The 24,515-nt window shown below is 66.4% G+C and carries 22 protein-coding genes and 1 tRNA gene; all 23 read left to right on the top strand.

Annotated elements, in window-relative coordinates; translation table 11 throughout:
- The 23 genes from mraY (at position 1) to GGR40_RS17505 (ending at position 24,503) form a co-directional block, all read left to right on the top strand.
- On the top strand, positions 1-1,071 hold the full coding sequence (gene mraY, locus GGR40_RS17615; protein WP_429277559.1) for a phospho-N-acetylmuramoyl-pentapeptide-transferase: 1,071 nt from the start codon (positions 1-3) through the stop codon (positions 1,069-1,071).
- A gap of 28 nt (positions 1,072-1,099) precedes the next feature.
- Positions 1,100-2,449, top strand: a complete 1,350-nt coding sequence (gene murD, locus GGR40_RS17610; RefSeq protein ID WP_429277558.1) for a UDP-N-acetylmuramoyl-L-alanine--D-glutamate ligase — start codon at positions 1,100-1,102, stop codon at positions 2,447-2,449.
- Entirely contained in the window at positions 2,449-3,639 is a 1,191-nt protein-coding gene (locus GGR40_RS17605; protein ID WP_429277557.1) for an FtsW/RodA/SpoVE family cell cycle protein, read from the top strand. The genes murD and GGR40_RS17605 overlap by 1 nt, the downstream gene beginning before the upstream one ends.
- A complete protein-coding gene (gene murG, locus GGR40_RS17600; RefSeq protein ID WP_429277556.1) occupies positions 3,636-4,895 on the top strand; it encodes an undecaprenyldiphospho-muramoylpentapeptide beta-N-acetylglucosaminyltransferase in 1,260 nt (419 codons plus the stop codon). Before GGR40_RS17605 ends, murG begins: the two co-directional genes overlap by 4 nt.
- Positions 4,892-6,313 carry a UDP-N-acetylmuramate--L-alanine ligase gene (gene murC / locus GGR40_RS17595; protein ID WP_429277555.1) on the top strand — a complete coding sequence of 474 codons (1,422 nt, stop codon included), beginning with the start codon at positions 4,892-4,894 and terminating at the stop codon, positions 6,311-6,313. Before murG ends, murC begins: the two co-directional genes overlap by 4 nt.
- On the top strand, positions 6,310-7,224 hold the full coding sequence (gene murB / locus GGR40_RS17590) for a UDP-N-acetylmuramate dehydrogenase (RefSeq protein WP_429277554.1): 915 nt from the start codon (positions 6,310-6,312) through the stop codon (positions 7,222-7,224). Before murC ends, murB begins: the two co-directional genes overlap by 4 nt.
- Positions 7,221-7,748 (top strand): DUF4262 domain-containing protein, encoded by a 528-nt coding sequence (locus tag GGR40_RS17585; RefSeq protein WP_429277553.1) that lies wholly within the window; start codon positions 7,221-7,223, stop codon positions 7,746-7,748. Before murB ends, GGR40_RS17585 begins: the two co-directional genes overlap by 4 nt.
- Complete coding sequence (locus GGR40_RS17580; protein ID WP_429277552.1) at positions 7,745-8,704, top strand: D-alanine--D-alanine ligase; 960 nt, start codon at positions 7,745-7,747, stop codon at positions 8,702-8,704. The genes GGR40_RS17585 and GGR40_RS17580 overlap by 4 nt, the downstream gene beginning before the upstream one ends.
- A complete protein-coding gene (locus tag GGR40_RS17575; RefSeq protein ID WP_429277551.1) occupies positions 8,701-9,678 on the top strand; it encodes a cell division protein FtsQ/DivIB in 978 nt (325 codons plus the stop codon). The genes GGR40_RS17580 and GGR40_RS17575 overlap by 4 nt, the downstream gene beginning before the upstream one ends.
- Positions 9,678-10,958 carry a cell division protein FtsA gene (ftsA, locus tag GGR40_RS17570; protein ID WP_429277550.1) on the top strand — a complete coding sequence of 427 codons (1,281 nt, stop codon included), beginning with the start codon at positions 9,678-9,680 and terminating at the stop codon, positions 10,956-10,958. The genes GGR40_RS17575 and ftsA overlap by 1 nt, the downstream gene beginning before the upstream one ends.
- A gap of 217 nt (positions 10,959-11,175) precedes the next feature.
- Positions 11,176-12,732 carry a cell division protein FtsZ gene (ftsZ, locus tag GGR40_RS17565; protein WP_429277549.1) on the top strand — a complete coding sequence of 519 codons (1,557 nt, stop codon included), beginning with the start codon at positions 11,176-11,178 and terminating at the stop codon, positions 12,730-12,732.
- Positions 12,733-13,029: 297 nt separating this feature from the next.
- A complete protein-coding gene (locus GGR40_RS17560) occupies positions 13,030-15,039 on the top strand; it encodes an SPOR domain-containing protein (RefSeq protein ID WP_429277548.1) in 2,010 nt (669 codons plus the stop codon).
- 173 nt (positions 15,040-15,212) lie between these two features.
- A complete protein-coding gene (locus GGR40_RS17555) occupies positions 15,213-15,731 on the top strand; it encodes a type III secretion system chaperone family protein (protein WP_429277547.1) in 519 nt (172 codons plus the stop codon).
- Between the two features lie 121 nt (positions 15,732-15,852).
- Positions 15,853-16,662, top strand: a complete 810-nt coding sequence (locus tag GGR40_RS17550; protein WP_429277546.1) for a pyrroline-5-carboxylate reductase family protein — start codon at positions 15,853-15,855, stop codon at positions 16,660-16,662.
- 133 nt (positions 16,663-16,795) lie between these two features.
- Complete coding sequence (locus GGR40_RS17545) at positions 16,796-17,521, top strand: Bax inhibitor-1/YccA family protein (RefSeq protein ID WP_429277545.1); 726 nt, start codon at positions 16,796-16,798, stop codon at positions 17,519-17,521.
- Between the two features lie 197 nt (positions 17,522-17,718).
- Positions 17,719-18,477 carry a hypothetical protein gene (locus GGR40_RS17540; protein WP_429277544.1) on the top strand — a complete coding sequence of 253 codons (759 nt, stop codon included), beginning with the start codon at positions 17,719-17,721 and terminating at the stop codon, positions 18,475-18,477.
- 116 nt (positions 18,478-18,593) lie between these two features.
- Positions 18,594-18,669 (top strand) — tRNA-Ala (locus GGR40_RS17535).
- 170 nt (positions 18,670-18,839) lie between these two features.
- The gene (gene obgE / locus GGR40_RS17530; protein ID WP_429277543.1) at positions 18,840-19,898 is read left to right on the top strand and encodes a GTPase ObgE; all 1,059 of its coding nucleotides are present in this window, start codon (positions 18,840-18,842) and stop codon (positions 19,896-19,898) included.
- Between the two features lie 221 nt (positions 19,899-20,119).
- On the top strand, positions 20,120-21,265 hold the full coding sequence (gene proB / locus GGR40_RS17525) for a glutamate 5-kinase (protein WP_429277542.1): 1,146 nt from the start codon (positions 20,120-20,122) through the stop codon (positions 21,263-21,265).
- Positions 21,262-22,200: an NAD-dependent epimerase/dehydratase family protein gene (locus GGR40_RS17520; protein ID WP_429277541.1), complete on the top strand. Its 939-nt coding sequence runs from the start codon at positions 21,262-21,264 to the stop codon at positions 22,198-22,200. Before proB ends, GGR40_RS17520 begins: the two co-directional genes overlap by 4 nt.
- 13 nt (positions 22,201-22,213) lie before the next feature.
- On the top strand, positions 22,214-23,200 hold the full coding sequence (locus GGR40_RS17515) for a bile acid:sodium symporter family protein (protein ID WP_429277540.1): 987 nt from the start codon (positions 22,214-22,216) through the stop codon (positions 23,198-23,200).
- Positions 23,201-23,274: 74 nt separating this feature from the next.
- A complete protein-coding gene (locus GGR40_RS17510) occupies positions 23,275-23,805 on the top strand; it encodes a Csu type fimbrial protein (RefSeq protein WP_429277539.1) in 531 nt (176 codons plus the stop codon).
- A complete protein-coding gene (locus GGR40_RS17505) occupies positions 23,805-24,503 on the top strand; it encodes a fimbrial biogenesis chaperone (RefSeq protein WP_429277538.1) in 699 nt (232 codons plus the stop codon). Before GGR40_RS17510 ends, GGR40_RS17505 begins: the two co-directional genes overlap by 1 nt.
- Positions 24,504-24,515: the final 12 nt, after the last annotated feature.

Raw genomic sequence — 24,515 nt, 5'->3', positions numbered from 1 at the left:
ATGCTGTATCTTATCGCAGAATGGTTCCATTACGAGGGACTGTCCAACCTTTTCCGCTATCAGACGTTCCGGTCGGGCGCGGCTTTCATGACGGCGCTCGTCATCGGCCTCATTATCGGCCCCAAGTTCATCAACATGCTGCGCGTCCGCCAGGGCAAGGGGCAGCCGATCCGCGAAGACGGCCCGCAGAGCCACCTCGCCAAGCGCGGCACACCGACCATGGGCGGCCTGATGATCCTGACCGCGCTGGTCGGCTCGATGGTGCTGTTCATGGACGTCTATAACCCCTTCGTCTGGGCCTGTGTGGCGGTGACGGTGGGTTTCGGCGCCATCGGCTTCCTCGACGACTACGACAAGGTGACCAAACGCCACCACGCCGGCCTGTCCAGCAAGCTGCGGCTGTTGCTGGAATTCGTGGTCGCGGGCATCGCGTCTTACATCATCGTCAGCCAGCTCAACACCAACCTCTACGTGCCGTTCCTGTCGGGCCGCTACATCCCGCTCGGGCCGTTCTACTACGTCTTCGCGGCAGTGGTGATCGTGGGCGCGGGTAATGCGGTGAACCTGACCGACGGGCTTGACGGTCTGGCGACGATGCCGGTCATCATCGCGGCGGGCACTTTCGCCATCATCTGCTACCTTGCGGGCCGCGTGGACTATGCGAACTATCTGGGCATCCCGCATGTTCCGGGCGCGGGCGAACTGGCGATCTTCTGCGCCGGGATCATGGGCGCAGGGCTGGCCTTCCTGTGGTTCAACGCGCCGCCTGCCGCCGTGTTCATGGGCGATACCGGCAGTCTTGCCCTTGGCGGCGCGCTGGGCTGCATCGCCGTCGCCGCACACCACGAGATCGTGCTGGCGGTGGTCGGCGGGCTGTTCGTGCTGGAAGCGGCCTCGGTCATCATCCAGGTCTTCTGGTTCAAGCGCACCGGGCGCCGCGTCTTCCGAATGGCGCCAATCCATCATCATTTCGAGCAGAAGGGCTGGCGCGAATCGACGGTGGTGATCCGCTTCTGGATCATCTCGATCGTCCTTGCGGTGCTGGGCCTCGCCACTCTGAAACTGCGTTGAGGATGGCCAGAGCGATGAGGATTCGACCGTGATCGTTTCCCCCAACTTCGCCGGCAAGCGCTTTGCGGTTCTCGGGCTGGCCCGGTCCGGCCTGACTGCCGCCGCCACGCTGGTGGAGAGCGGCGCCCACGTCATGGCCTGGGACGCGCGCGACGAAGCGCGCCAGCAGCTGGCCGAGTGGACCGAGACGGGTCAGGTGGAACTGGCGGACCCGGTCAGTGGCGACATTTCCGGGTACGACGGCCTTGTCGTATCGCCCGGCATCCCCCTCAACCGCCATCCGGTGACAGAAGCGGCGGAGCGGGCGGGCGTGCCGGTGATCGGCGACATCGAGCTCTTCGCCATGGCCCGCGCCGATCTGCCCGCGCACCGCGTCGTCGGCATCACCGGCACCAATGGAAAGTCGACCACGACCTCTCTGGTCTGCCACCTGCTTGAAGTTGCGGGCGTGCCTGCGCGGGCAGGGGGCAACATCGGCGTGCCCGTGCTCGGCACCGATCCGATGCCGGCAGGCGGGGTCTATGTGCTGGAACTGTCCAGCTACCAGATCGACATTACCTGCAGCCTCGATTGCGATGTCGCGGCGCTGCTCAACATCACGCCCGACCACCTCGACCGCTACGACGGGTTCGAGGCTTATGCCGCATCGAAGGCGCGGCTGTTCGCCATGCAGGGGCGCGGGTCGAACGCCGTGTTCGGCATGGGCGACAAGGAAACGCGCGCCATCGCTCACATCGAAGCCGCGCGCCGCGCGCCGGGGCTGGTGCGACTGGTGGACGGGGCCGACTTGCTCGACATGCAGAAGGAATGGCCTTCGCTGCAGGGGCCGCACAACCTCCAGAACGCCGCCGTGGCCATCGCCATCGTCGAGGCGCTGGGCGTGAAGAAGGCGCAGTGGCGCAAGGGCCTGCGCACCTTCAGCGGGCTGCCGCACCGCATGGAGCGCGTCGCGGTGGCGAACGGCGTCACCTACATCAATGATTCCAAGGCGACCAACCCGGCCTCCACCGCGCCTGCCATCGCCGCCTTTCCGCCAGACCCTGAACCGCGCATCCACTGGATTCTGGGCGGCTTGCCCAAGGGCGACAATCTGGACGAATGCGCGCCGTTCTTCGGCAACATCGCCGCAGCCTATACCATCGGTGACGCCGGGCCGCTGTTCGCAGAAATCCTCTCGCCGCACACCGAAGTTCACCGCTCGGAGATGATGGCAGAGGCGATCCGTCAGGCGATGGCGGCGGCAAAGCCGGGTGACGTCGTGATGCTGTCCCCAGCCTGCGCCAGCTTTGACCAGTTCCGCGATTACGAAGCGCGGGGGCAGGCGTTCCGCCAGATCGTCGAAGCACTGCTTTCCGATGCCGGCGGGGAGCAGGGGTGATGGCCACGCTTGCACCCGGCCAGAACGCGCAGCGCTACAACCGCAATCGCCGCAACCAGATCGCGATCTGGTGGCAGGAGATCGACCGCCCCACGCTGGTGCTCGTGCTGATCCTGATGGCCATCGGCGCGGTCGCCGTGGCGGCAGGTTCGCCAGCCAGTGCCAAGCGCCTGTCCACTTCGGCGGAAACGCTGCGTTCGCTGCACTTCTTCTACCTGCACATGCGCTGGCAGATGGTGGGCCTTGTGGCCATGTTCTGGGCCTCCAGCCTGAGCCGGGAGAACGCGCGGCGCTTCGGCATCCTCCTGGGCGGAGCGATGCTGTTCGCACTAGTGCTGGTGCCGATCGTCGGGTCCGAGGTGAACGGCGCCAAGCGCTGGCTGCGCTTCGGGATTTCGCTGCAGCCATCGGAATTCCTCAAGTGCGGCTGGCCGATCCTGCTGGCCTGGATCATTTCGTGGCGCGCGCGCGACCCGCAGATGCCGGTCGTTGGCATCTGCGCGGGCGTGATGGTGCTGCTGGGCGGGCTGCTGATGCTGCAGCCAGACTTTGGTTCGACGATGCTGTTTTCAGGCGCCTTCCTGGTGATGATCCTGCTGACCGGGATCGACGTGAAGCGCATCGCCATCGCGGGCGCGGCGGGCGTTGCCGGCCTCGTCCTGATGTATTTCACGTATGACAACGGCCGTAACCGCATCGACAACTTCCTGTTCGGTGGTTCGGCCTTCGATCAGGTGGACCTGGCGCAACGCACGATCCTCAACGGCGGGTGGACCGGGCTTGGCTTCTGGATGGGAACGCGCAAGATGGCGCTGCCCGAAGCGCATACCGACTACATCTTCTCCGTCATCGGAGAGGAGTTCGGCCTGCTGGCCTGCATGGTCATCGTGGTGCTGTATCTCGCCATCCTGACGCGCGTGATCCTGCGCCTTGTGGATGAGGAAGACCTGTTCACGGTGCTGGCCGCGTCCGGCTTTGCCGCGCAGTTCGGCGGGCAGGCGTTCATCAACATCCTCGTCAACCTGCAGCTATTCCCGTCCAAGGGCATGACCCTGCCGCTCATCAGCTATGGCGGTTCCTCCACCGTGGCGATGTGCCTGTCGATGGGGCTGCTGCTGGCCGTAACCCGGCGCAACCCTTTCATCCAGCGCGAGAAATTCAGCCTGCGCGCCATGGGAGACCTGTCATGAGCCCGGTTTCCCGCCACTATGTCCTTGCCGCTGGCGGGACTGGCGGACACCTCATCCCCGCCTTCGCGCTGGCGGCGGAACTGCACGCGCGGGGCCATCACGTGGCGCTGGTGACGGACGAGCGTGGGGCGGCCATCCCCGGCAAGCCCGATTACCTGACCACGCACGTCCTGCCGCCGGGCCGGATCGCGGGCAGGAACCCGATCGGCTGGCTGAAGGGCGCGAAAGGCGTGCTGGCGGGCCGTCGCATGGCGCTGCGGCTGTTCGAAAGCTTTCAGCCCACTGCCGTGATCGGCTTCGGCGGCTACCCGGCGATGCCCACGATGCTGGCCGCCCGCGCCGCGAAGCTGCCGATCGTGCTGCACGAACAGAACTCGGTTCTGGGCCGCGTGAACCGCTGGTTCGCGAAGAAGGTGGACGCCATCGCCACTTCGGCGAAGAACACCGAAAAGCTGGACCCGGCGCTGGCGGGCAAGGTCACGCTGGTGGGCAACCCGGTGCGCGATGAAGTGCTGGCCCTGCGCGAACAGCCGTTCCCCGAATTCACCGAGGACAGCCTGTTCCGCATCCTCGTCACCGGTGGCAGCCAGGGCGCGCGGGTGCTTTCCGATGTCGTTCCAGAAGGGTTGGCGATGCTGCCCCCGGCGCTGCGGTCGCGCCTGCAGGTGATCCAGCAGGCCCGCGCAGAAGACATAGAGCGCGTGCGCGAACGCTATGCCCAGCACGGCATTCCCGCCGAACTGGCCACCTATTTCGAGGACATGGCGCAGCGGCTTGCCGGAGCGCATCTGTTCATCGGCCGCTCCGGCGCATCGACCATCGCGGAACTGACCGCGGTCGGCCGCCCGGCGATCCTGATCCCGCTGCCTTACGCCATGGACGACCACCAGAGCGTCAACGCGCGCGAGATGGTGGCAGGCGGCGGTGCGCGGGTGATCCGCCAGCCCGCCGTCACAACGGAAAACCCCGACGCCTATCGGGGTGACAAGCGCAACGCCCTGCTCAGCGAGCAGGCGGAGATTCACCAGAAGATGGCGAAGGACCTGTGCCTGCAGATCCAGGCCATCGCCCAGCACCCCGAAACGCTGGCGAACGCCGCGCATGCTTCGTGGAACTGCGGCTATCCCAACGCGGCGAAGGATCTGGCCGATCTGGTCGAAAGCTTCGGCGCGGCGCCGATCATGGACGTTATTCGAATGGAAAAGGCCAGCCTGCCTAAGGGCGGCGAAGCGCTGGCAATGGAGAATATGAAGTGAAAGGCGTCGGCACCGACATCGGTACCATCCATTTCGTTGGCATCGGCGGCATCGGCATGTCCGGCATTGCCGAAGTGATGCACAACCTGGGCTATTCGGTGCAGGGCAGCGACATCGCCGAAGGCTATGTGGTCGAAGGCCTGCGCGCGCGCGGGATCAAGGTTTCGATCGGTCATGCCGCGCAGAACGTCGAAGGTGCGGCAGTGGTCGTCACCTCCACGGCGGTGAAGCGCGAAAACCCCGAAGTGGTCTACGCTCTGGAGCACCGTATTCCCGTAGTGCGCCGGGCAGAGATGCTGGCCGAACTGATGCGGCTGAAGAACACCGTCGCCGTGGCTGGGACGCATGGCAAGACGACGACGACCTCGATGGTCGCGGCTCTGCTGGACGCGGGCGGCGTCGATCCCACCGTCATCAACGGCGGCATCATCAATTCCTACGGCTCGAACGCGCGGCTTGGCGCGTCGGACTGGATGGTGGTGGAAGCGGACGAGAGCGACGGGTCATTCCTGCGTCTCGACGGCACGATCGCGATCGTCACCAACATCGATCCGGAACACCTCGATCATTACGGCTCGTTCGACCGGATCAAGGAATCTTTCGTCGAGTTCATCGAGAACGTGCCCTTCTACGGCGCGGCGATGCTGTGCATCGACCATCCCGAAGTGCAGGCGATCATCCCCAGGGTGCGGGACCGCCGCGTGGTGACCTACGGCTTCTCCGCGCAGGCCGACATTCGCGGTGAGAACGTGACGCCGATTCCCGGCGGCAACCGCTTCGACGTGGCGCTGCGCCAGCGGGACGGCACGTTCCGCCGGATCGAAGGTATCGAACTGCCGATGCCGGGCCGCCACAACGTCCAGAATGCGCTCGCCGCAGTGGGCGTGGCGGTGGAGATGGGCTGCTCTGACACCTGCATCCAGACCGGCTTCTCCAAGTTCGGTGGCGTCAAGCGGCGCTTCACCAAAGTCGGCGAAGTGGAACTGGAGGGCGGCAGCGTCACCGTGATCGACGATTACGGTCATCATCCGGTGGAAATCCGCGCCGTGCTGGCAGCGGCGCGCGAAGGTGTGAAGGGTCGCGTCATCGCGGTGGTGCAGCCGCACCGCTTCACCCGTCTGCGCGACCACATGGAGGACTTCGAAAGCGCCTTCAACGACGCGGATATCGTCTATGCTGCGCCCGTCTACGCGGCGGGCGAACAGCCGATCGAGGGCGTGGACAGCGCCGCGATGGTATCGGGCATGAAGGCGCGCGGACACCGTTCTGCACAAGTGATCGACGGCGCCGATGCGCTGGCCGATGCGCTGGCGAGCACGATCCAGCCGGGCGACATGGTCGTCTGCCTGGGCGCGGGCGACATCACCAAGTGGGCCGCCGGGCTGGCTGACGCCGTGCGGGCGCGGAGGGCGCGGTGACACGCACGCCCGACCAGATTGAGGTACGCGGCAAGCTGACGGTGAACGCGCCGCTGGCCCCGCTCGTCTGGTTCAAGGCGGGCGGGCATGCGGAATGGCTGTTCGAGCCGAAAGACCTTGCCGATCTGCAGGACTTCCTGCGCGCGCTGGACCCGGCAGTGCCGGTCATGGCGCTGGGCCTTGGCTCCAACATGATCGTGCGCGACGGCGGCGTTCCCGGCGTTGTAATCCGGCTGGGCAAGGCCTTTGCCAGGGTTGCCCCTCTGGACGACGTCACGCTGGACTGCGGCGGCGGGGCCAGCGGCATCCTCGTTTCCTCCACGGCGCGTGACGCGGGAATTGCGGGCGTGGAGTTCCTGCGCTCCATCCCCGGCACCGTCGGCGGCTTCGTGCGGATGAATGGCGGCGCTTACGGGGGCGAGGTCAAGGACGTCCTGATAGATTGCACCGTGGTGCTGCGTTCGAGCGAACTGGTGACGCTTGGCAATGCCGATCTCGGCTATACCTACCGTCATTCGCTGCTGCCGGAAGGCGCCGTCGTCGTCTCCGCTCGCTTCAGGGGCAGTGCTGGCGAACCCGCCGCCATACAAGCTGAAATGGATCGCATTTCCGCCGCGCGCGAAGCCAGCCAGCCGCTGCGTTCCAAGACCGGCGGCTCTACCTTCAAGAACCCCGCCGGCCATTCCGCGTGGAAGCTGGTGGACGAAGCGGGCTGTCGCGGCCTGACGATGGGCGGCGCGCAGGTCAGCGAAAAGCACACTAACTTCCTGCTCAACACCGGCGATGCCACCAGCGAGGAGATCGAGGGCCTTGGCGACGAAGTGCGGCGCCGCGTGAAGGCCGCATCGGGCATCGACCTCGAATGGGAAATCCAGCGGGTGGGGCGCAGGATCGATGGGGGGCGCGCGTGAGAGACGACCGCCTGTCCCGCCACGAACAGCAGATCCTCGATAACATCGAGGAATTCGGCTGCCACATCACCGTCGTCACCCCGCCCGACGAGCCGGAGGACGGTGGCTACGACGATGATGAGGACGATGGCGAGGAACGCTTCGCCTATTCGGTAGGCTTTCGCACCACCGTCAGCCAGCCTGAGGTGATCGTCTTCGGCTTCTCGACCGAACTGTCCGCCGCCGTCATCAACGGCCTGCTCGACATGTGCCGCGAAGGCTTCGCGATGGAGGACTGGAAGGAGATCGACGGTCTCCTGAAAGGCCACCGCTGCATGCTGCGCGAAGTAGAGCCGGAATGCCTGATCCCGCACTACTTCAACTCGGCGATGTGGTATGCCGAGCATGAGGGCGAGGAAATGTCCCGCGCGTTCCAGATCGTCTGGCCGGGCGTGGACGACGGCCTCTTCCCCTGGGACAAGGGCTGCTCCGATGCGGTCCGCGAACTGCAAACCCCGCTTTATCGAACGAGTTTGAATTCATGAGCCTTCCTGCACTCCATGTCGCGGTCCTGATGGGCGGTTGGTCGAGCGAACGCCCGGTCTCGCTGATGAGCGGCGAGGGCGTGGCCAAGGCTTTGGAGTCCAAGGGCCACAAGGTCACCCGCATCGACATGGATCGCGACGTGGCGCTTCGCCTTGCCGAGGCGAAGCCGGACGTGGTGTTCAACGCACTGCACGGTGCGCCGGGCGAGGATGGCACGGTGCAGGGCATGATGGACCTGATGGGCCTGACTTACACGCACTCGGGCCTCGCGACGTCGGTGATTGCCATCGACAAGGAATTGACCAAGCAGGCGCTCGTCCCACATGGCGTCCCGATGCCCGGTGGACGCGTGGTGAAGTCCGCCGAGATCCACGAGCGCGACCCGCTGCCGCGCCCTTATGTGTTGAAGCCCGTGAACGAGGGGTCGTCCGTCGGCGTCGCCATCGTTACCGCAGAGGGCAACTACGGCAATCCCATCGCGCGCGACGTAAAGGGTCCATGGCAGGAGTTCGACGAACTGCTGGCCGAGCCTTACATCCGCGGGCGCGAACTGACGACGGCGGTGATCGGTGAGCGCTCGTTGCTGGTCACCGAGCTAAAGCCCAAGTCGGGCTTCTACGATTTCGATTCCAAGTATACCGACGGCATGACCGAGCACGTCTGCCCGGCAGAAATCCCGGACGAGATCACTCAGGCCTGCAAGGACATCGCCCTGCGCGCGCACCAGCTGCTGGGCTGCAGGGGCACCAGCCGCTCCGACTTCCGCTGGGACGACACGCAGGGGATCGAAGGGCTGTTCCTGCTGGAAGTGAACACCCAGCCCGGCATGACCCCGCTCAGCCTCGTTCCCGAACAGGCGCGCGCCTGCGGCATGGATTATCCCGAACTCGTCGAGGCGATCATCGCCGAGGCGCTTGCCGACAAAGACGCTGCCAGCAAAGACGGGACAAAATGAGCCAGACCATCCGGCGCAAGGGCACCACCGCCCGCAAGGCCGCCGCGCAGGCCGGGGCGCAGCGCAAGGTGCGCGTCGCCAAGGCGCGCACCGGCTCGGCGCTCGACCTGGCGATGGCGTGGTTGCCTTTCTCCGAAGCGCAGCTTCACCGGATATTCCTGATCGCGATCCTGGGCGGCGCGGCGGCGCTGCTGTGCGTCGTCGCCAGCTTTGCCGGGCTGCCGGGCCTTGCCGGGCACCAGATGGCGCTGATCGCGGGCCAGACCGGGTTCGAGGTGAAGCGCGTCGAAGTGCGCGGCGTCAAGAACATCAACGAGTTGAAGGTTTACGAAAAGGCGCTGGCCGAACGCGACCGGGCGATGCCGCTGGTCGACATAGAGGCACTGCGGCAGGATCTGCTGGGCCTGTCGTGGGTCAAGGACGCGCGCGTATCGCGCCAGCTGCCGGATTCGCTGGTCATCGACATCGTCGAGCGCGAACCCCATGCCGTGCTGCGCAAGGCCGACCGCTTCGTGCTGATCGACGAGACGGGGCATGAACTGGAGGCCGTCAGCCGCAAGGGCGCCGGCAACAGGCTGATCGTGTCCGGCCCCGGTGCGGGCCAGCAGGTGCTGGCGCTGGGCCACCTGCTGGAGGCCGCCCCTGCGCTTAAGCCGCGCGTGGCGGAGGCGGAGTGGATCGGCAATCGTCGCTGGAACCTGACCTTCCAGTCGGGCCAGGTGCTGGCCCTGCCCGAAGGCGACCGTGAATCCGCAGGGGCGCTGGTCACGTTCGCGCGGCTCGACGGAACGAACCGGCTGCTGGGCGGCAAGGTTACTGCGTTCGACATGCGCGCGAAGGACCGCATCTACCTGCGCGTGCCCGAACAGGACGGTCAGGAACTGGCGCTGAAGGCGGGGTCCGTCCCGCATACGGGCATGTCGGGCGGAGCTACCGCCGGCAGCGCCACCGACGCAGGCGGGGAAGAACAGTAATGGCCAACCAGCGCATCACCCGCGTTTTCGGGGCCGTCAACATCGGCTCCTTCCGCATTTCCGCCATCGTCGCCGGGATCAACGAAGTGGGCGACATGGTCGTGCTCGGCTCCGGCCATCGCGCCAGCCAGGGCATCAAGCGCGGCTTCGTCACGGACATGGCCGCCGCCACCTACGCCGTGCGCGACGCGATCGACCGCGCCGAGAAGATGGCGGACACCGCTGTCCAGAAAGTGTGGATCGGCTGTTCCGGCGCGGGGCTCGCCAGCCGGATCGACCAGTTCGATGCCGAGATCGGCGGTCGCCGGATCGAGCAGGAGGACATCGACCAGCTGCTGATCTCCGCGCGCGACGTGATCCAGCCCGACGGGCGCATGGTGCTGCACGCGCAGCCCGCGCAGTACCGGCTGGACGGCGCGCACGGCGTCATCGATCCCAAGGGCCTCCATGCCGAGCGGCTGGGCGTGGACATCCACATCATGCTGGCCGACGGTGCCCCGATCCGCAACCTGACCGAAGCGGTGCAGTCCGCGCACCTTGAGGTGGAAGCCGTTGTCGGCAGCCCCATCGCGGCGGGCCAGGCGTGCCTTTCGCCGGAAGAGCGCGATCTGGGCGTGGCGCTCGTCGAGTTCGGCGGGGAGGTCACTAACGTCGCGATCTACGAGCAGGGGATGCTCAAGGACATGATGTCGATCCCGATGGGCTCGGCGGACATCACCGACGCCATCGCATCCGCGTTCGGCATCCGCCGGTTCCAGGCGGAGCGGCTGAAGTGCGTGAACGGCTCGGCCATCGCCAGTCCGCACGACCACCGCGAGATGATCCCCGTCAACGCGCCCGGCGAAGAGGGCACCGGCCCCATCGCCCGGCACGCCGACGACAAGAACCGCATCCCGCGCGCGGAACTGATCGGCGTCATCACCGGTCAGCTCGGCATCTTGATGGAAGAGGTGAACAAGGCGCTGAAGACGATGCGCTTCACCGGGCAGCGCGGCAAGCAGGTGGTGTTCACCGGCGGCGGCGCGGAACTGGTGGGTCTTGCCGACTATGCTCAGGCCGCCATCGGCAAGCCCGTGCGCATAGGCCGCGTGGCGCAGCTCGCCGGGCTGGCCGAGGCGCATGTTAAGCCGGGCTTCTCCACGCTGGCCGGGCTGGTGCTATATGCCGCCGCCGATCCGCAGGACATCCGCGCCCTGCGCCGCAGCCACACCAGCACGGTGCGGCTGGGCAAGCTGGGCGTGGTCGGGCGGGTCTATCAGGCGCTGCGCGAATACTTCTGATTCCGTCCGACGCACCATGGTCGGGCGGCCTCGGGAACCGGAAAAAAGCTGCTTAAGGACAAGCCGTGCAAACCGAACGACAAACTCGGCCAAACGGGCAGAATTGGCGGCTTTGGCTGTGGACAAAGGTTTATGATCCTTTGCCTAGACGAATCGAAGCGTGCAATCAGGCAAGTCAACGGATTTTCTTCGCGCAACGTGCCTGCAGGAGAGCGAAATGAGCATTAACATCGGACCGCCGGCCATCGAGGAGCTTCGTCCTCGCATTCTCGTCATCGGTGTCGGCGGTGCGGGCGGCAACGCGATCGCCAACATGATCCAGGCCCAGATCGAGGGTGTGGACTTCGTCGTCGCCAATACCGACGCGCAGGCGCTGAACAACTCGATCGCGGAAACCCGCATCCAGCTTGGCCCCGAGATCACGCAGGGCCTTGGCGCCGGCGCACGCCCGGAAGTGGGCCGTGCCGCGGCAGAGGAAACCCGTGAGGAGCTGGAGCGTCTGCTCGACGGCGTCCACATGGTCTTCATCGCGGCCGGCATGGGCGGCGGCACCGGCACGGGTGCGGCGCCGATCATCGCACAGGCCGCGCGTGAAAAGGGCGTCCTGACCGTGGGCGTCGTCTCCAAGCCGTTCATGTTCGAAGGCACGCGCCGCATGCGCGCCGCCGATTCGGGTATCGAGGAGCTGCAGAAGCACGTCGATACGCTGATCGTCATCCCCAACCAGAACCTGTTCCTGGTGGCGAAGGCGGAAACGACCTTCAAGGAAGCGTTCACGCTGGCCGACGAAGTGCTGCAGCAGGGCGTGCGTTCGATCACCGACCTGATGATCATGCCGGGCCTCATCAACCTCGACTTCGCGGACGTCCGCTCGGTCATGGGTGAAATGGGCAAGGCGATGATGGGCACTGGCGAAGGCGAAGGCCCGAACCGCGCTCTCGAAGCCGCCGAACGCGCCATCGCCAACCCCCTGCTGGACGGCGTGTCGATGCAGGGCGCGAAGGGCGTCATCATCTCGATCATCGGCGGCGACGACATGAAGCTGCTCGAAGTCGATGAAGCCGCCAACCATATCCGCGAACTGGTCGACCCCGATGCGAACATCATCTGGGGTTCGGCGTTCAACCCGGACCTGCAGGGCAAGATCCGCGTCTCCGTGGTTGCCACCGGCATCGAACAGACCACGGAAATGGCCGAGATCGCCTCGCGCCCGCTGAACCTGGGCGCATCGCGCGGTCTGGCGCGCCCGGCGCTGCACAACCCGCCGTCGGCTTCGACCTACCACGCGCCCGCTGCTCCGGCACCGGCTCCGGTGGCGCAGCAGGCCGCTCCGGCACCTGCACCCGCCCCGGCTCCCGCTCCGACGGCATTCCAGGCACCGCCGCAGGCTTACGAGCCTTCGTCGGAACTGGAACTCGGCGCTGAAAGCGAAGCTCCGGCGGCGACGCCCGGATTTGGTGGCGCGCGTTTCCAGAAGGAGCCGCTGGACCTCGGTTTCGAAGCTCAGGCAGAGCCGGCGCCGGCTCCCGTCGCCCGCCCGCGCCCGCAGGACGAACTGCTGCTTGACGGCGGCCAGACCGCTCCTTCTTCCGCTCCGGCTCCGTCGCCCGCACCGGTCGCGCCTCCGCGCAAGCCCGTCGGCGGTGGCAGCACCCTGTTCGAACGGATGACCAGCCTGTCGCGCCCGCGTGCCGACACGCCTTCCGATGAAGACGAGGGTGATGGCGGTTCGATCAGCATCCCGCGCTTCCTTGGACGCCAGAACAACCAGTAAGCCGCAAGGGCGGGGGCGCAGGTTCCCGCCCTTCGCTTTTTGAATGATGGGCAGAGCGCGGGTGATGTATCCGCGTTCGCTTGAGGTTCATCTGCGTCCGTGCAAGGACGCATCAGCGCTCTGTTGGCGCGCATGGTCGTCCTGCCGCCCCGGTCTGGCGTCGACCTATCACTCCGTCGGCACTGTCCGTAGGGGGATGCCATCATCACCGGACGGTGCCATCGGGGGGAAGGTGCCGATCGATCCGGACAATGGCAGCACTTTCGCCGGGAAGTACGATTGCAAGAGGACGTGCGGGTGGATCAGTTGGTTTCGCGGTTGCTGGGCGGCTCCTTGCCGGCGGCGGTGCTGGTGGCGGCGCTGGGAGCGGTTGTGCCGACAGCGCCTGCGTCGGCGCAGGGAGTCTCGCACCCCGTGGTCCAGGCCCTGCCCAGCGAGGACAACAAAAAGCTCAGTTCTGCGCTGCAAAGGCTGGGCCGTGATGGCAAGGATGTTTCGGCGCTGATCGACGCCGGTGATGCCGCGCGTGGCCTGAATGACTATGCCGCCGCCATCGGTTTCTACCGTCGCGCGGCCGAAGCCAGCCCTGGTGACCCGCGCGTGCAGGCCGGGCTGGGCAGCGCTTTCGTCCACAACGGCGACCCCGTCAGCGCCATCCCTCACTTCGACGCCGCCGAGAAATCCGGTACCGCGCCCGGCCTTATTGCCGCCGACCGTGGTCTTGCCTACGATCTCGTGGGCGACAATGCGACGGCGCAGCAGTACTACGCCCTCGCGCTGCCCTCCGCTACGGGTGACAAGGCCGACGAACTGCGGAACCGCCTTGCCGTGAGCCAGGCGATCGGCGGCGACGTCGATGCCGCATACAAGACGCTGCTTCCGCTGCTGAACCGGCAGGACAAGCCGGGTTGGCGTACCCGCGCCTTCACACTGGCGATCGCGGGCGACACCGATCAGGCCGTGAATCTGGCGGGCCGTATCCTGCCGGGCCAGCTGGCGCAGAACGTGGCGCCGTACTTGCGCTACATGCCCCGGCTGACCCGGGCGCAGCAGGCGGCTGCAGCGAACCTTGGCCGCTTCCCGCGTGCTTCGGAGATCGGCCGCGACGATGCGCGGATCGCCGCTTATGCGCCGCCGCGCGCTACGGCTGCCGGTGCAGGTCTGATCCCGAAGGGCGAGCCGCTGGGCGGCACAGGCATGGCGGCGAAGCTGGCCCGGAACGGCAAGACATCCCGCACCCGCGCGGGCAAGCAGGCGAGCGCGCCGCTGCGCGTGGCGAGCATCGCGGCGCAGGATCCGGATCGCGTTGCCCCGCCCGAGCCCAAGCCCGCAATCGAGCGCGAAGGCGGCGAACTGCCCCCCGTCGGGCGCGGCGCGGAACCGGCTTCAGTGGGCACGACTGCGCGGATTGCGGCAACGCCTTCGATGACTGCTGCCAAGACCGCGGCTGCCAAGACTGCCGCTACCAGGACTGCACCTGCTGCGACTACTCCTACCACTTCCGTGTCTGCCGCCCCGTCGCGGCTGGCCCAGGCTACCCCGGCAACGGCTTCGCCACCGGTCTCGGCTCCTGTCACAGCCAAGGCCGATGCGCCCGGCTTCGATCTGGCCCGGATGTCTGCAAGCGCCGGAACGCCCGCTCCTGCGCCAGCGGCGGCTCCGCCGGTCTCTGCGCCCAGTACGCCGCCGCCGGTCCCCGGTCCGAACCAGCTTTCGCTGTCTGAAATCTTCGCGGACATCGGCAGGCCTACTGCCGAAGCGATGCCGACGGCGGGCGCGGTCGACATTCGTCTGATTACGCCCGCCGCTCCGCCAACGCCACCGGCTCCGCGCGTTCAGTTGCCAAAGGTGGAGCAAGAAGCGCCCGCCGCCGAGGCGGAGAAGCCGGACGCCAAGGCCACGCCGAAGACCGCCACTACCAAGGCTGCCGAAGCCAAGGCCAAGCTTCAGGCTGACGCCAAGGCGAAAGCGGAAGCCAAGGCGAAGGCCGATGCCGAAGCGAAGGCCAAGGCGAAGAAGAAGCCCTCTCACCCCAGCCGGATGTGGGTGCAGATCGGCGTCGGGCGCAACAAGGATGCGATCGCCTTCGACTGGCGGCGCTACACCCGCGAAAGTGCCGCGCTGCTCAAGGGGCGCGCGCCGTACGTCAGCGAGATGGGCCGCACCAACCGCATCCTGATCGGCCCCTTCGCGACGCAGAAGGCCGCCAACGCCTTCCTGGCCGATGCGAAGAAGAACGGCTTCAGCGATGCTCTGCCGTGGACCAGCCCGGCCGGGCAGGTGGTGGACCCGCTTTCCGAAAAATGACGGTCGTTCGCAGGGATTTACTGCTGGTGGGATGTTACGGGTATTAACGGATATTCATTCTTATCCACACCCTGTGAACAGGCTTGTGCAGTTATGCGCAGGCGATGCGGCCCGGTGCATTGTGCTCCCCCGCCTGCAGGCCACATCCATGCACTCGTATTCGCGGAGGGCTGATGTCGCAGATTATGAGGACCGTTCAGGACGAAATCGACCGGGACGATGAGGCCGCCCCCGTGGAAATGCTTGCCTCGCTATTCGAGGCGCGCGACTGGCCCTTTGAATACGCCGGCGACGACGAGATATCCGCCGAGATCAAGGGCGCCTGGGCCACGTACCAGTTGCAGGCGATCTGGCGGCCCGAGGATCGCGTGCTCCAGCTGCTGTGCCTGCCCGACATTCGTGTCGCCGAGGGCAAGCGCCATTCGGTGTTCGAGGCGCTGTCCCTGATCAACGAACAGGTCTGGCTGGGCCATTTCGACATGTGGTCTAACGGCGGCGTCGTGCTCTATCGCCATGGGCTGATGCTGGGGCCGGACGGGCTCCTTGGCCCCGGACAGGCGCAATCCGTGGTGGAGGCGGCGGTCGAGGAATGCGATCGTTTCTACCCGGTGTTCCAGTTCATCCTGTGGGGCGACAAGACCCCGCAGGAAGCCCTGACCGCCGCGATGGTGGATGCTGCGGGGGAAGCCTGACAGCGGGACACAGGATCCGGCGTTTCGATCGCTGGCCCCCTGTGCAATCACGCCACTGGCCCTTGTGGCCGCGTGCCCGCTCGCCTAAGTCGCGGCGCGAAAGTGGATCGAGGGAGTGCACATGGACCGGTTTCAGAACATCCTGCTCGTGGGCTGCGGCAACATGGCGGGGGCCATGCTGACGGGCTGGCTGGCCGGCGGCATTCCGGCATCGCGCTTCACCGTGGTCGATCCGCACCGTGAAACGGTCCCCGAAGGTGTGACGCTGCATCGCACGCTCCCCGCCGACGGGCGCTTCGACGCGATCCTGCTGGGTGTGAAGCCGCAGGGATTGGACGATGTAGTGCCCGCGCTGGCGCCGCTGGTGGGGCGTGAAACGGCGCTGTTCTCGATCCTGGCCGGTGTCGAGTTGGACAGCCTGACAGCGCGTTTTCCGCAAGCCGGGTCACTGGTGCGGGTGATGCCAAACCTTGCGGTCGCCGTTGGCAAGTCGCCGATCGCCCTGGATGCGCGCGGGCTGGACGAGACGGGCCGTGCCGCCGTTACCGCGCTGATGGAGCCGCTTGGCACCCCTGAATGGCTGGCCGGCGAGCACCTGTTCGATGCCGTGACGGCGCTGGCGGGCTGCGGCCCGGCATTCGTCTATCGCTTCATCGATTCGCTGGCGGCGGGTGCAGTGGCGCTGGGGCTGGACGCAGGGCAGTCGCAGCGGATGGCGCTGGCGATGGTCGAAGGGGCAGGGCAGCTGGCGGGCGCCTCGGCGTTCTCTCCGGGTGAGCTGGCCGACAAGGTCGCCAGCCCCGGCGGCTCGACGCGCGCAGGCATGAACGTGCTGGATCAGGACGGCGCGCTGGCAGCCGTGATCGCCGCTGCCATGACAGCCTCGCGCGACCGGAATGCGGAAATGGCGGCCGAGGCGCGGAAAAACTGATCCGAAACAGAGCTTCTTATACAATTTGTCACAGTCGGATTTCCCCGGTTTCCCTTGAAACCTAAAGGGGGTGGAGCGATATTACCCCTGTGCGGAGCCGCATCGTGCAGGCTTTCGCTTAAAGGAGTTCAAGATGGCGAATTGGAACGACCCCCAGCCCCGCACGGGCTTTGGTGCGTCTCCTAGCCGGGACGCGGGTGCTGTTTCGTATGACGCGGGTCTGCGTCGGCACATGCTGTCGATCTACAACTACATGGCTTCGGGCGTGCTGCTTTCGGGCGTCATCGCCATGCTGTTCGCGCCTTACGCCGTGGCGATGATGCAGTCGCCCATCAAGTGGGTGGTCATGCTGGCGCCGCTCGGCTTCGTCTTCGCGATCAGCGGCGGCGCGCAGCGGTTCAGCGAAGGCACGCTCAAGCTGCTCTACTGGGCTTTCGCGGCGGTGATGGGCATCTCGCTCTCGACCATCTTCGTGGTCTTCACCGCGACCTCGATCGCCACCACGTTCTTCGCAACGGCGGCGGCTTTCGCCGGTCTCAGCCTCTATGGCTACACCACGAAGAAGGATCTGTCGGGCTTCGGCACGTTCCTCATCATGGGCGTGGTCGGCATCCTGATCGCCTCCCTCGTGAACATCTTCGTGGGTTCGAGCGTGCTGCAGCTGGTAATCTCGATCCTGGGCGTGCTGCTGTTTGCGGGCCTTACCGCCTATGACACGCAGATGCTCAAGAACCAGTACTACCACCTGCGCGGCACGGACTTCGTCGGCAAGGCGGTGATCCTGGGTGCGCTCAGCCTGTATCTCGACTTCATCAATATGTTCCAGTTCCTGCTCAGCTTCCTGGGCCAGCGCGACTGATAACAGGATCGAATGTGCAGGAGTGATCGCAGCCGAAACGGAGGTTTTTGCTTCCCGGCTGATTAATCCACAGTGCAGATTCTGATAGCAACGATGCCCGGTGCGTTTCGTCGCACCGGGCATTTGCTTTATGGAATCGGGGCGTTAGACCCTTGTCGCGCACGCGATGGAGAACGATGGTGTTTCAGGGGATTGAGATGAAGGTGAACGATCAGGGCCGTCGCCGCCTTTCGTTGCTGGCGGGCTCGGCCGTCGCCGTCACGCTCGCCTTGCTGGCAGGGTGTGCCAAGGCTCCGCCTCCGCCGCCCCCGCCCCCGCCCCCGGTCGTAGTGATTCCGCCGATGCCGACGCCGCCGATGGGCGCGCCGCTGCAGATGACGATCCCGACCAAGACCGAGGACGGCACCCGTCACACGGTGAACTATGGAATATCGACGTCGCAGTCGGTGTGGAACTTCCGTTCGGCCTACAACGTGGCGGCGCTGAACTGCGTTGAGGTGGAATTCACCCCGATCCTCGAAGGCTACAAGCGCTTCCTCAAGGTCTATGACAAGTCGCTCGACAAGGCGAGCAAGGAGATCGACCGCAGCTTCCAGAGCCAGCACAAGGGCCGGGCCGCGATCGTCGCGCGCGAAAGCTATCAGACGCAGGTCTACAACTTCTTTTCGTTGCCGCCGGTCGATTCCGGGTTCTGCAAGGCCGCGATGGAAGTCAGCACCGAACTGCAGACGGTGCAGCCGGATCAGTTCGAAAACTGGTCGTACACGGGCCTCGCCAAGCTGGAAGCACCGTTCAAGGCGTTCTTTGACGCTTACGACCAGTACCGCGCCGACCTTGCTGCATGGCAGTCGCGCTATGGCTCGAACGGTCTCATCACCGTGCGTCCCACTGCCGAGCAGACGCTGGCACAGCCGGTGCCGGCACAGCCGCAGGTCAGTCTGCCTCAGGCTCAATAGGAATATCCGGCGCGCCAGAATCTTGGCGCGCCCGTCATTTTCCTCTTCCGCGGCGCCTGCGGGTTCGCTAAGGGGGCGCTCCCGGGCGTGGCAACGCGCTCGGTTGATACTGGAACGGGGCCGTAGCTCAGCTGGGAGAGCGCGTCGTTCGCAATGACGAGGTCAGGGGTTCGATCCCCCTCGGCTCCACCAGTATCGGTACATTCAGGCGTGTCCGGAAGAGCCGGGCATCACCCGGCCCGAGACACGGCCGGGTTTTTTGTTTATCTGCGGCCGACGGCGTTCAGCGGGGTTCATATCCCGACGACCGGAACCGGTCGCGAAAGGGGCGCCCTTAACGGTGCCGAAGGCGATCAGGAACCATGCATTTTCTCGACCAGGCCAAGATCTACGTTCGTGCAGGCGGCGGTGGCCCCGGCGCGGTCAGCTTCCGGCGTGAGAAGTACGTCGAATACGGCGGTCCGAACGGCGGCAACGGCGGCAAGGGTGGCGACATCATCTTCGAGGCGGTGCCCGGGCTGAACACGCTGATCGACTTCCGCTATACCCAGCACTTCAAGGCGCCGCGCGGCGGCCACGGCATGGGCCAGAACCGCAACGGCGCCGCAGGCAAGGATCTGGTCATCAAGGTGCCGATCGGTACGCAGATCATCGCCGACGACGAAGGCCGCGACACGGTGCTGCTGGACCTTACCGAAGCTGGCCAGCGCGTGACGTTCCTTGAAGGCGGGATGGGCGGTCGCGGCAATGCCAGCTACAAGACCAGCACCAACCGCGCGCCGCGTCAGCACCAGCCGGGCATGCCGCCGACGGAGCAGTGGGTGTGGCTGCGCCTTAAGCTGCTGGCCGACGTCGGCCTTGTCGGCATGCCCAACGCGGGCAAGTCTACCTTCATCAATGCGCTGTCGAACGCCAAGGCGAAGGTGGGCGACTATGCCTTCACCACGCTGCGTCCGCAGCTGGGCGTGGTGATGCACAAGCACCGCGAATTCGTGCTGGCGGACATCCCCGGCCTGATCGCGGGCGCGGCGGACGGTGCCGGCATCGGCGACCGTTTCCTCGGCCATATCGAACGCTGCCGCGTGCTGGTGCACCTGATCGACATTTCCAACACCGACCCGGTAGAGGCCATGCGCGTCGTCGAGGAGGAACTGGAAGCCTACAGCGAACTGCTGGCCGACAAGCCTCGGCTGGTGGCGCTCAACAAGGTCGATCTGGTCGACGATGCGCTGGCGCAGGAATACGCAAAGGAACTGCTCAAGGCCGGCGCCGACGAGGTGTTCCCGATCTCCGGTGCGACCGGCAAGGGCATGCCCCGCCTGCTGGACGCGGTGATCGATTACCTGCCTGCCGCCACCGTCACCGAACGTCCCGATGGCGAGCGCGAAGAGGCAGACGACACGCCGTGGTCGCCGATCTGAGGGTGGCAGTGATCTGATCCGGCGCTGTCCGGGGCGATGGTCGGCACCTCGTCGTCGCCTCTTCGTCAATCCCGCCGGCGGGCGGATGACAGACCATCGGACCGTGTCACAAGCCGCTGCGCTGCCAGCGGCTTCGGAACGGCGCGGGGCGACGTGGTTCTCGGGATCACGCCAACTTGCGCTTTTCACAACTCCGGCTTTCCCCTAGAGGCTGGCCACTCATGCCCATTTCCCGACTCTCAGACCTCGCCGATTCCACTCTCGCGCCGCGCCTTGTGATCAAGGTGGGATCGGCGCTGCTCGTGGGGCCGGATGGCGTTCGCCGTGCGTGGATCACCCAGCTCGTGGCCGAAATCGCCGAGGCGCGCAGCCGGGGGCAGGACGTGATCGTGGTGTCGTCCGGCGCGATTGCGCTGGGGGCGGCGACGCTGGGTCTGGAGAAGGGCGGGCGGGGAAGCCTTGCCGATGCGCAGGGTGCTGCCGCCGTCGGCCAGATCGCGCTGTCGGGGCTGTGGGCGGAACTGCTCGGCATGCATGGGATCAACGCCGCGCAGATGCTGCTGACGCTGGAGGATCTGGAAGACCGCCGCCGCTACCTCAACGTCACCGCCACGCTGACCCGTCTGCTCGATGCAGGCGCGGTGCCGGTCATCAACGAGAACGATTCGGTCGCCACGCAGGAAATCCGCTTCGGCGACAACGACCGGCTGGCTGCGCGCGTGGCGCAAGCCGCGCAGGCGAGCGCGGTGGTGCTGCTCTCCGACATCGACGGCCTGTACGACCGCCATCCGAAGCTGCCCGGCGCACGGATGATTCCGGTGGTGGAGGGAGTCACGGCCGAAGTGCGTGCGATGGCCAGCGCCGATTCCAGTTCCGGCATGGGTTCGGGCGGCATGGTGTCGAAGCTGCAGGCTGCGGAAATAGCTGAACTGGCGGGCATCTGCCTGGTCATCGGCAACGGCCAGCATGAACGCCCGCTTGCTCGCATCGTCGGTGAGGGCGTGGGTACGCTGTTCGTGCCGCGCCCTACCAAGGGGGGGCGCAAGGCCGCTGCACGCAAGGCGTGGCTGGGCGGTCGTCTGCGCCTCAAGGGCGAGATCGTGGTCGATGACGGCGCGGCCGCAGCCCTGTCGCGCGGGTCCAGCCTGCTGGCCAAAGGGGTTACGGCGGTGGAGGGCGTATTTTCACGCGGCGATCCGGTCGCGATCCTCGACGGGGCGCGCAGAGTGCTGGCGCATGGCCTGTCGGAATACGATGCCACCGAATGCGCCGCCATCGTCGGCTTGCATTCCAGCCAGCAGGAGGCGGTGCTCGGTTACGCGCCGCGCTCCTCCATCGTTCACCGTGACCAGATGGTGCTGAAATGAGGATCGCTCGTTCCACCCTGCGCCGTCCGGTGATCGCGCTGACGGGGGCCACCGGCTTCGTCGGCCAGGCCGTGCTGGATACCGCGCTGGAGGCCGGCTTTGCCGTGCGGGCGCTGACCCGCCGCACCCAGCCCGAGCGCGAGCATGTCGAATGGATCGGCGGCGAACTGGGCAATCCGGCCTCTCTGGTCGAACTGGTGCGTGGGGCCGAGGCGGTCATCCACGTCGCGGGCGTGGTCAATGCGCCCGATGCCGCCGGGTTCGAGGCGGGCAACGTCACCGGCACGCTCAACCTGATCGAGGCGGCGGTGGCGGAGGGCGTGCGCCGCTTCGTCCATGTCTCCTCGCTCTCCGCGCGTGAGCCGGACCTGTCGGCCTATGGCGCGTCCAAGGCGCGGGCCGAGAAGATCGTCATGGCCAGCCCGCTGGACTGGACGATCGTGCGCCCGCCCGCGATCTATGGCCCGCGCGACAAGGAGATGTTCGAGCTGTTCCGCGTGGCGCGCTGGGGCTTCGTCCCGATGCCGCGCGAGGGCCGCGCCTCAATGATCCACGTCGAGGATCTGGCGCGCCTGCTGGTGGCGCTGGAACCGGCGGGGCTGGCAGTCACCGGCCATATCTTCGAGCCGGACGACGGCAAGCCGCAGGGCTGGGAGCATTTCGAGCTGGGCCTGGCCATCGGCTGGGCGCTTGGCAAGCGCCCGCGAGTGATCGGCCTGTCTCCCGCGATGCTGCACCGGGCTGCGCGCATCGACAACTTTTTGCGCGGGCCTCGTGCGAAAATGACGCTCGACCGGGCCGCCTACATCAGCCATCCGGACTGGGTGGTTTCGGCAGAAGCCGCTCCGCCGGTGTCGCTCTGGCGCCCGCGCGTGGAAACGCGAGAGGGGCTGAAGGCGACGGCGCAATGGTATCGCGAGCACAAGTGGCTCTGAGAAGGTAAGACGCATGAACCGCCTGCTGGCCCGCCTCAACATCGACACGTTCCTCCTGATGCTGGTAGGCACGGTGGGGCTGGCGACGGTGCTGCCGGCGCAAGGCATTTGGGCGACGATCGCGGGCTATGTGGCGAATGCCGGCATCGCGCTGCTGTTCTTCCTGCATGGCGCCAAGCTATCGCGCGAGGCGATCTTCGATGGTGCCAAGGCGTGGAAGCTGCACCTGACGGTGGGCGCCACCAGCTTCGTGCTGTTCCCGATCCTTGGCCTGATCGTGCGGGCGATACCCGGCATCGAACCGTCGCTCGCGACCGGCGTGCTGTTCCTGACGCTGCTGCCGTCCACGGTGCAGTCCTCCATCGCCTTCACCGCCATCGCCGGGGGCAACGTGGCGGCGGCGGTGGTCAGCGCCTCGTTTTCCAACCTGGCGGGCATCTTCATCACGCCGCTACTGACGGCGCTGTTCATCACCGGCCAGAGCCAGGGCTTTTCGACCGATCCCATCATCGACATATCGGTGCAGCTGCTGCTGCCGTTCCTGGCGGGGCACTTCCTGCGGCCCTGGATCGGCGGCTTCGTGACGCGCAACAAGCAGATGCTGGGCTATGTCGATCGCAGTTCGATCCTGCTGGTGGTCTACACCGCATTCGGCGCGGCGGTGCTGGAAGGGCTGTGGCACAAGGTGACGGCAGGCGAACTGCTGCTGATCGCCGGGCTCTCGCTGGGCGTGCTGGCGGTGATCATGGTGATCTCGACCTTCGTGGGCAAGGCGCTGGGCTTTTCGCGCGAAGACCGGATCGTGCTGCTGTTCTGCGGATCGAAGAAGAGCCTGGCCACCGGCGTACCGCTGGCGGGCGTGCTGTTCCCGGCAGCGCAGGTGGGCGCGATCATTCTGCCGCTGATGTTCTTCCACCAGATTCAGCTGATGGTCTGCGCCGTGCTGGCCCGTCGGTTTGCGGCCGAAAACGCAGAAGAAGGCGCGCCGCTTTCCGCGTGATCAACGCCGCTTACGGACAACTGCGGGGGCGGGCATTGGAAGGGTAAGCAAGGCTGTCTTGGTAAACGGTTTGCATGAGCACCGTTCACCACATCCGCGGCCTTCGCGCCCGTCTTCGCCCGTTTGCCGCAGGAGCAGTCCTGACGGCAGGCATCGTCCTTGCCCCGCAGGCCGCATTCGCCGCGACCGTCACCGATACCATCGCCGTCACCGTGACGGTGCAGTCAGCCTGCGTCGTCGCGGCCAACCCGCTCGCGTTCGGCACCTACAACCCGACCTCGGCGGCGAACGTCGATGCGACCACCACCGTCAACGTCACCTGCACACAGGGCACCCCCTATAACGTCGGCCTCAACGCCGGGACCACCAGCGGCGGCACCACCACCGTGCGCAAGCTCAATGCCGCCGGCAAGACCCTGAACTACGCGCTCTATTCGGATTCGAACCGGACCACCAACTGGGGCAACACCGTCAATACCGACACCGTTTCCGGGACCGCCGGGATCGCCGCGACCAGCTACACCGTCTATGGCCGGATTCCGGGCAGCCAGAACACCACTGCAGGCGCCTACACCGATTCCGTGACTGTCACGGTGACGTACTGATGATCGCCCGGCGCGCTTCGGCCCTGCTGGCGATCGCGCTTGTCGCAGTGGGGGGCAGCGTTGCCACCCCGGCACGGGCGGGAGCGATCAGCGTGATGCCGGTGCGCGTCTCCGTTGCCCCGACCGCGCGGTTCTGTTCGTTGACGGTGGGCAATGACTCCGACCGCCCGGTGACCGTGCAGGTGCGCGGCTTTGCCTGGAGCCGCGACGAAGGCGGCGCCGACATCCTGACGCCGGACGAAGGTTTCGTCGTCAATCCGCCGATGGCCACGATAGCCCCGCACGCGACCCGTCTGGTGCGCTGCAGCCTGCCTGCAGGTTCTGCCGGGGGGCGGGAGAAGACCTGGCGCCTGATCGTCGACGAACTTCCCGATCCCGCGCAGGCGACGCCGGGCGTAGTCCAGACCCTGCTGCGCCTGTCGGTCCCGGTGTTCCGGGGCGACGCGAACGTCGCGCCCCAGTTCACCGCATCGCTGGATGGCGATGTACTGCGCATTGCCAACACCGGAACCGGCCATGCCCGCGTCACCCGGCTGACGCTGGAGGGCGATGGTGCCCCGGTCGTGCTGGATCGTACCTTCTACCTTCTGGCGGGCGGTGTCCAGCGCGTGCCCGCCGCAAACCTGCCGCTCGGACTGGCAAAGGTGCGGGTACGGGCAGAGGAGGGCGACTTTGCCATCGCTCTCTCCCGTCCATGACCTGACGACGTT

The organism is Novosphingobium gossypii (assembly GCF_050433305.1).
In the GTDB taxonomy this organism is placed as follows: domain Bacteria; phylum Pseudomonadota; class Alphaproteobacteria; order Sphingomonadales; family Sphingomonadaceae; genus Novosphingobium; species Novosphingobium gossypii.
The sequence above is the reverse complement of the archived record's forward strand: the minus strand, read 5'-3'. Positions and strand labels throughout refer to the sequence as shown.

Excerpts from the sequence above, each read along its gene's own strand:
- mraY (WP_429277559.1), top strand. The coding sequence starts at position 1 with ATGCTGTATCTTATCGCAGAATGGTTCCATTACGAGGGACTGTCCAAC.
- GGR40_RS17605 (WP_429277557.1), top strand. The coding sequence starts at position 2,449 with ATGGCCACGCTTGCACCCGGCCAGAACGCGCAGCGCTACAACCGCAAT.
- murG (WP_429277556.1), top strand. The coding sequence starts at position 3,636 with ATGAGCCCGGTTTCCCGCCACTATGTCCTTGCCGCTGGCGGGACTGGC.
- GGR40_RS17580 (WP_429277552.1), top strand. The coding sequence starts at position 7,745 with ATGAGCCTTCCTGCACTCCATGTCGCGGTCCTGATGGGCGGTTGGTCG.
- GGR40_RS17575 (WP_429277551.1), top strand. The coding sequence starts at position 8,701 with ATGAGCCAGACCATCCGGCGCAAGGGCACCACCGCCCGCAAGGCCGCC.
- ftsA (WP_429277550.1), top strand. The coding sequence starts at position 9,678 with ATGGCCAACCAGCGCATCACCCGCGTTTTCGGGGCCGTCAACATCGGC.
- ftsZ (WP_429277549.1), top strand. The coding sequence starts at position 11,176 with ATGAGCATTAACATCGGACCGCCGGCCATCGAGGAGCTTCGTCCTCGC.
- GGR40_RS17555 (WP_429277547.1), top strand. The coding sequence starts at position 15,213 with ATGTCGCAGATTATGAGGACCGTTCAGGACGAAATCGACCGGGACGAT.
- GGR40_RS17550 (WP_429277546.1), top strand. The coding sequence starts at position 15,853 with ATGGACCGGTTTCAGAACATCCTGCTCGTGGGCTGCGGCAACATGGCG.
- GGR40_RS17545 (WP_429277545.1), top strand. The coding sequence starts at position 16,796 with ATGGCGAATTGGAACGACCCCCAGCCCCGCACGGGCTTTGGTGCGTCT.
- GGR40_RS17540 (WP_429277544.1), top strand. The coding sequence starts at position 17,719 with ATGAAGGTGAACGATCAGGGCCGTCGCCGCCTTTCGTTGCTGGCGGGC.
- obgE (WP_429277543.1), top strand. The coding sequence starts at position 18,840 with ATGCATTTTCTCGACCAGGCCAAGATCTACGTTCGTGCAGGCGGCGGT.
- proB (WP_429277542.1), top strand. The coding sequence starts at position 20,120 with ATGCCCATTTCCCGACTCTCAGACCTCGCCGATTCCACTCTCGCGCCG.
- GGR40_RS17520 (WP_429277541.1), top strand. The coding sequence starts at position 21,262 with ATGAGGATCGCTCGTTCCACCCTGCGCCGTCCGGTGATCGCGCTGACG.
- GGR40_RS17515 (WP_429277540.1), top strand. The coding sequence starts at position 22,214 with ATGAACCGCCTGCTGGCCCGCCTCAACATCGACACGTTCCTCCTGATG.
- GGR40_RS17510 (WP_429277539.1), top strand. The coding sequence starts at position 23,275 with ATGAGCACCGTTCACCACATCCGCGGCCTTCGCGCCCGTCTTCGCCCG.
- GGR40_RS17505 (WP_429277538.1), top strand. The coding sequence starts at position 23,805 with ATGATCGCCCGGCGCGCTTCGGCCCTGCTGGCGATCGCGCTTGTCGCA.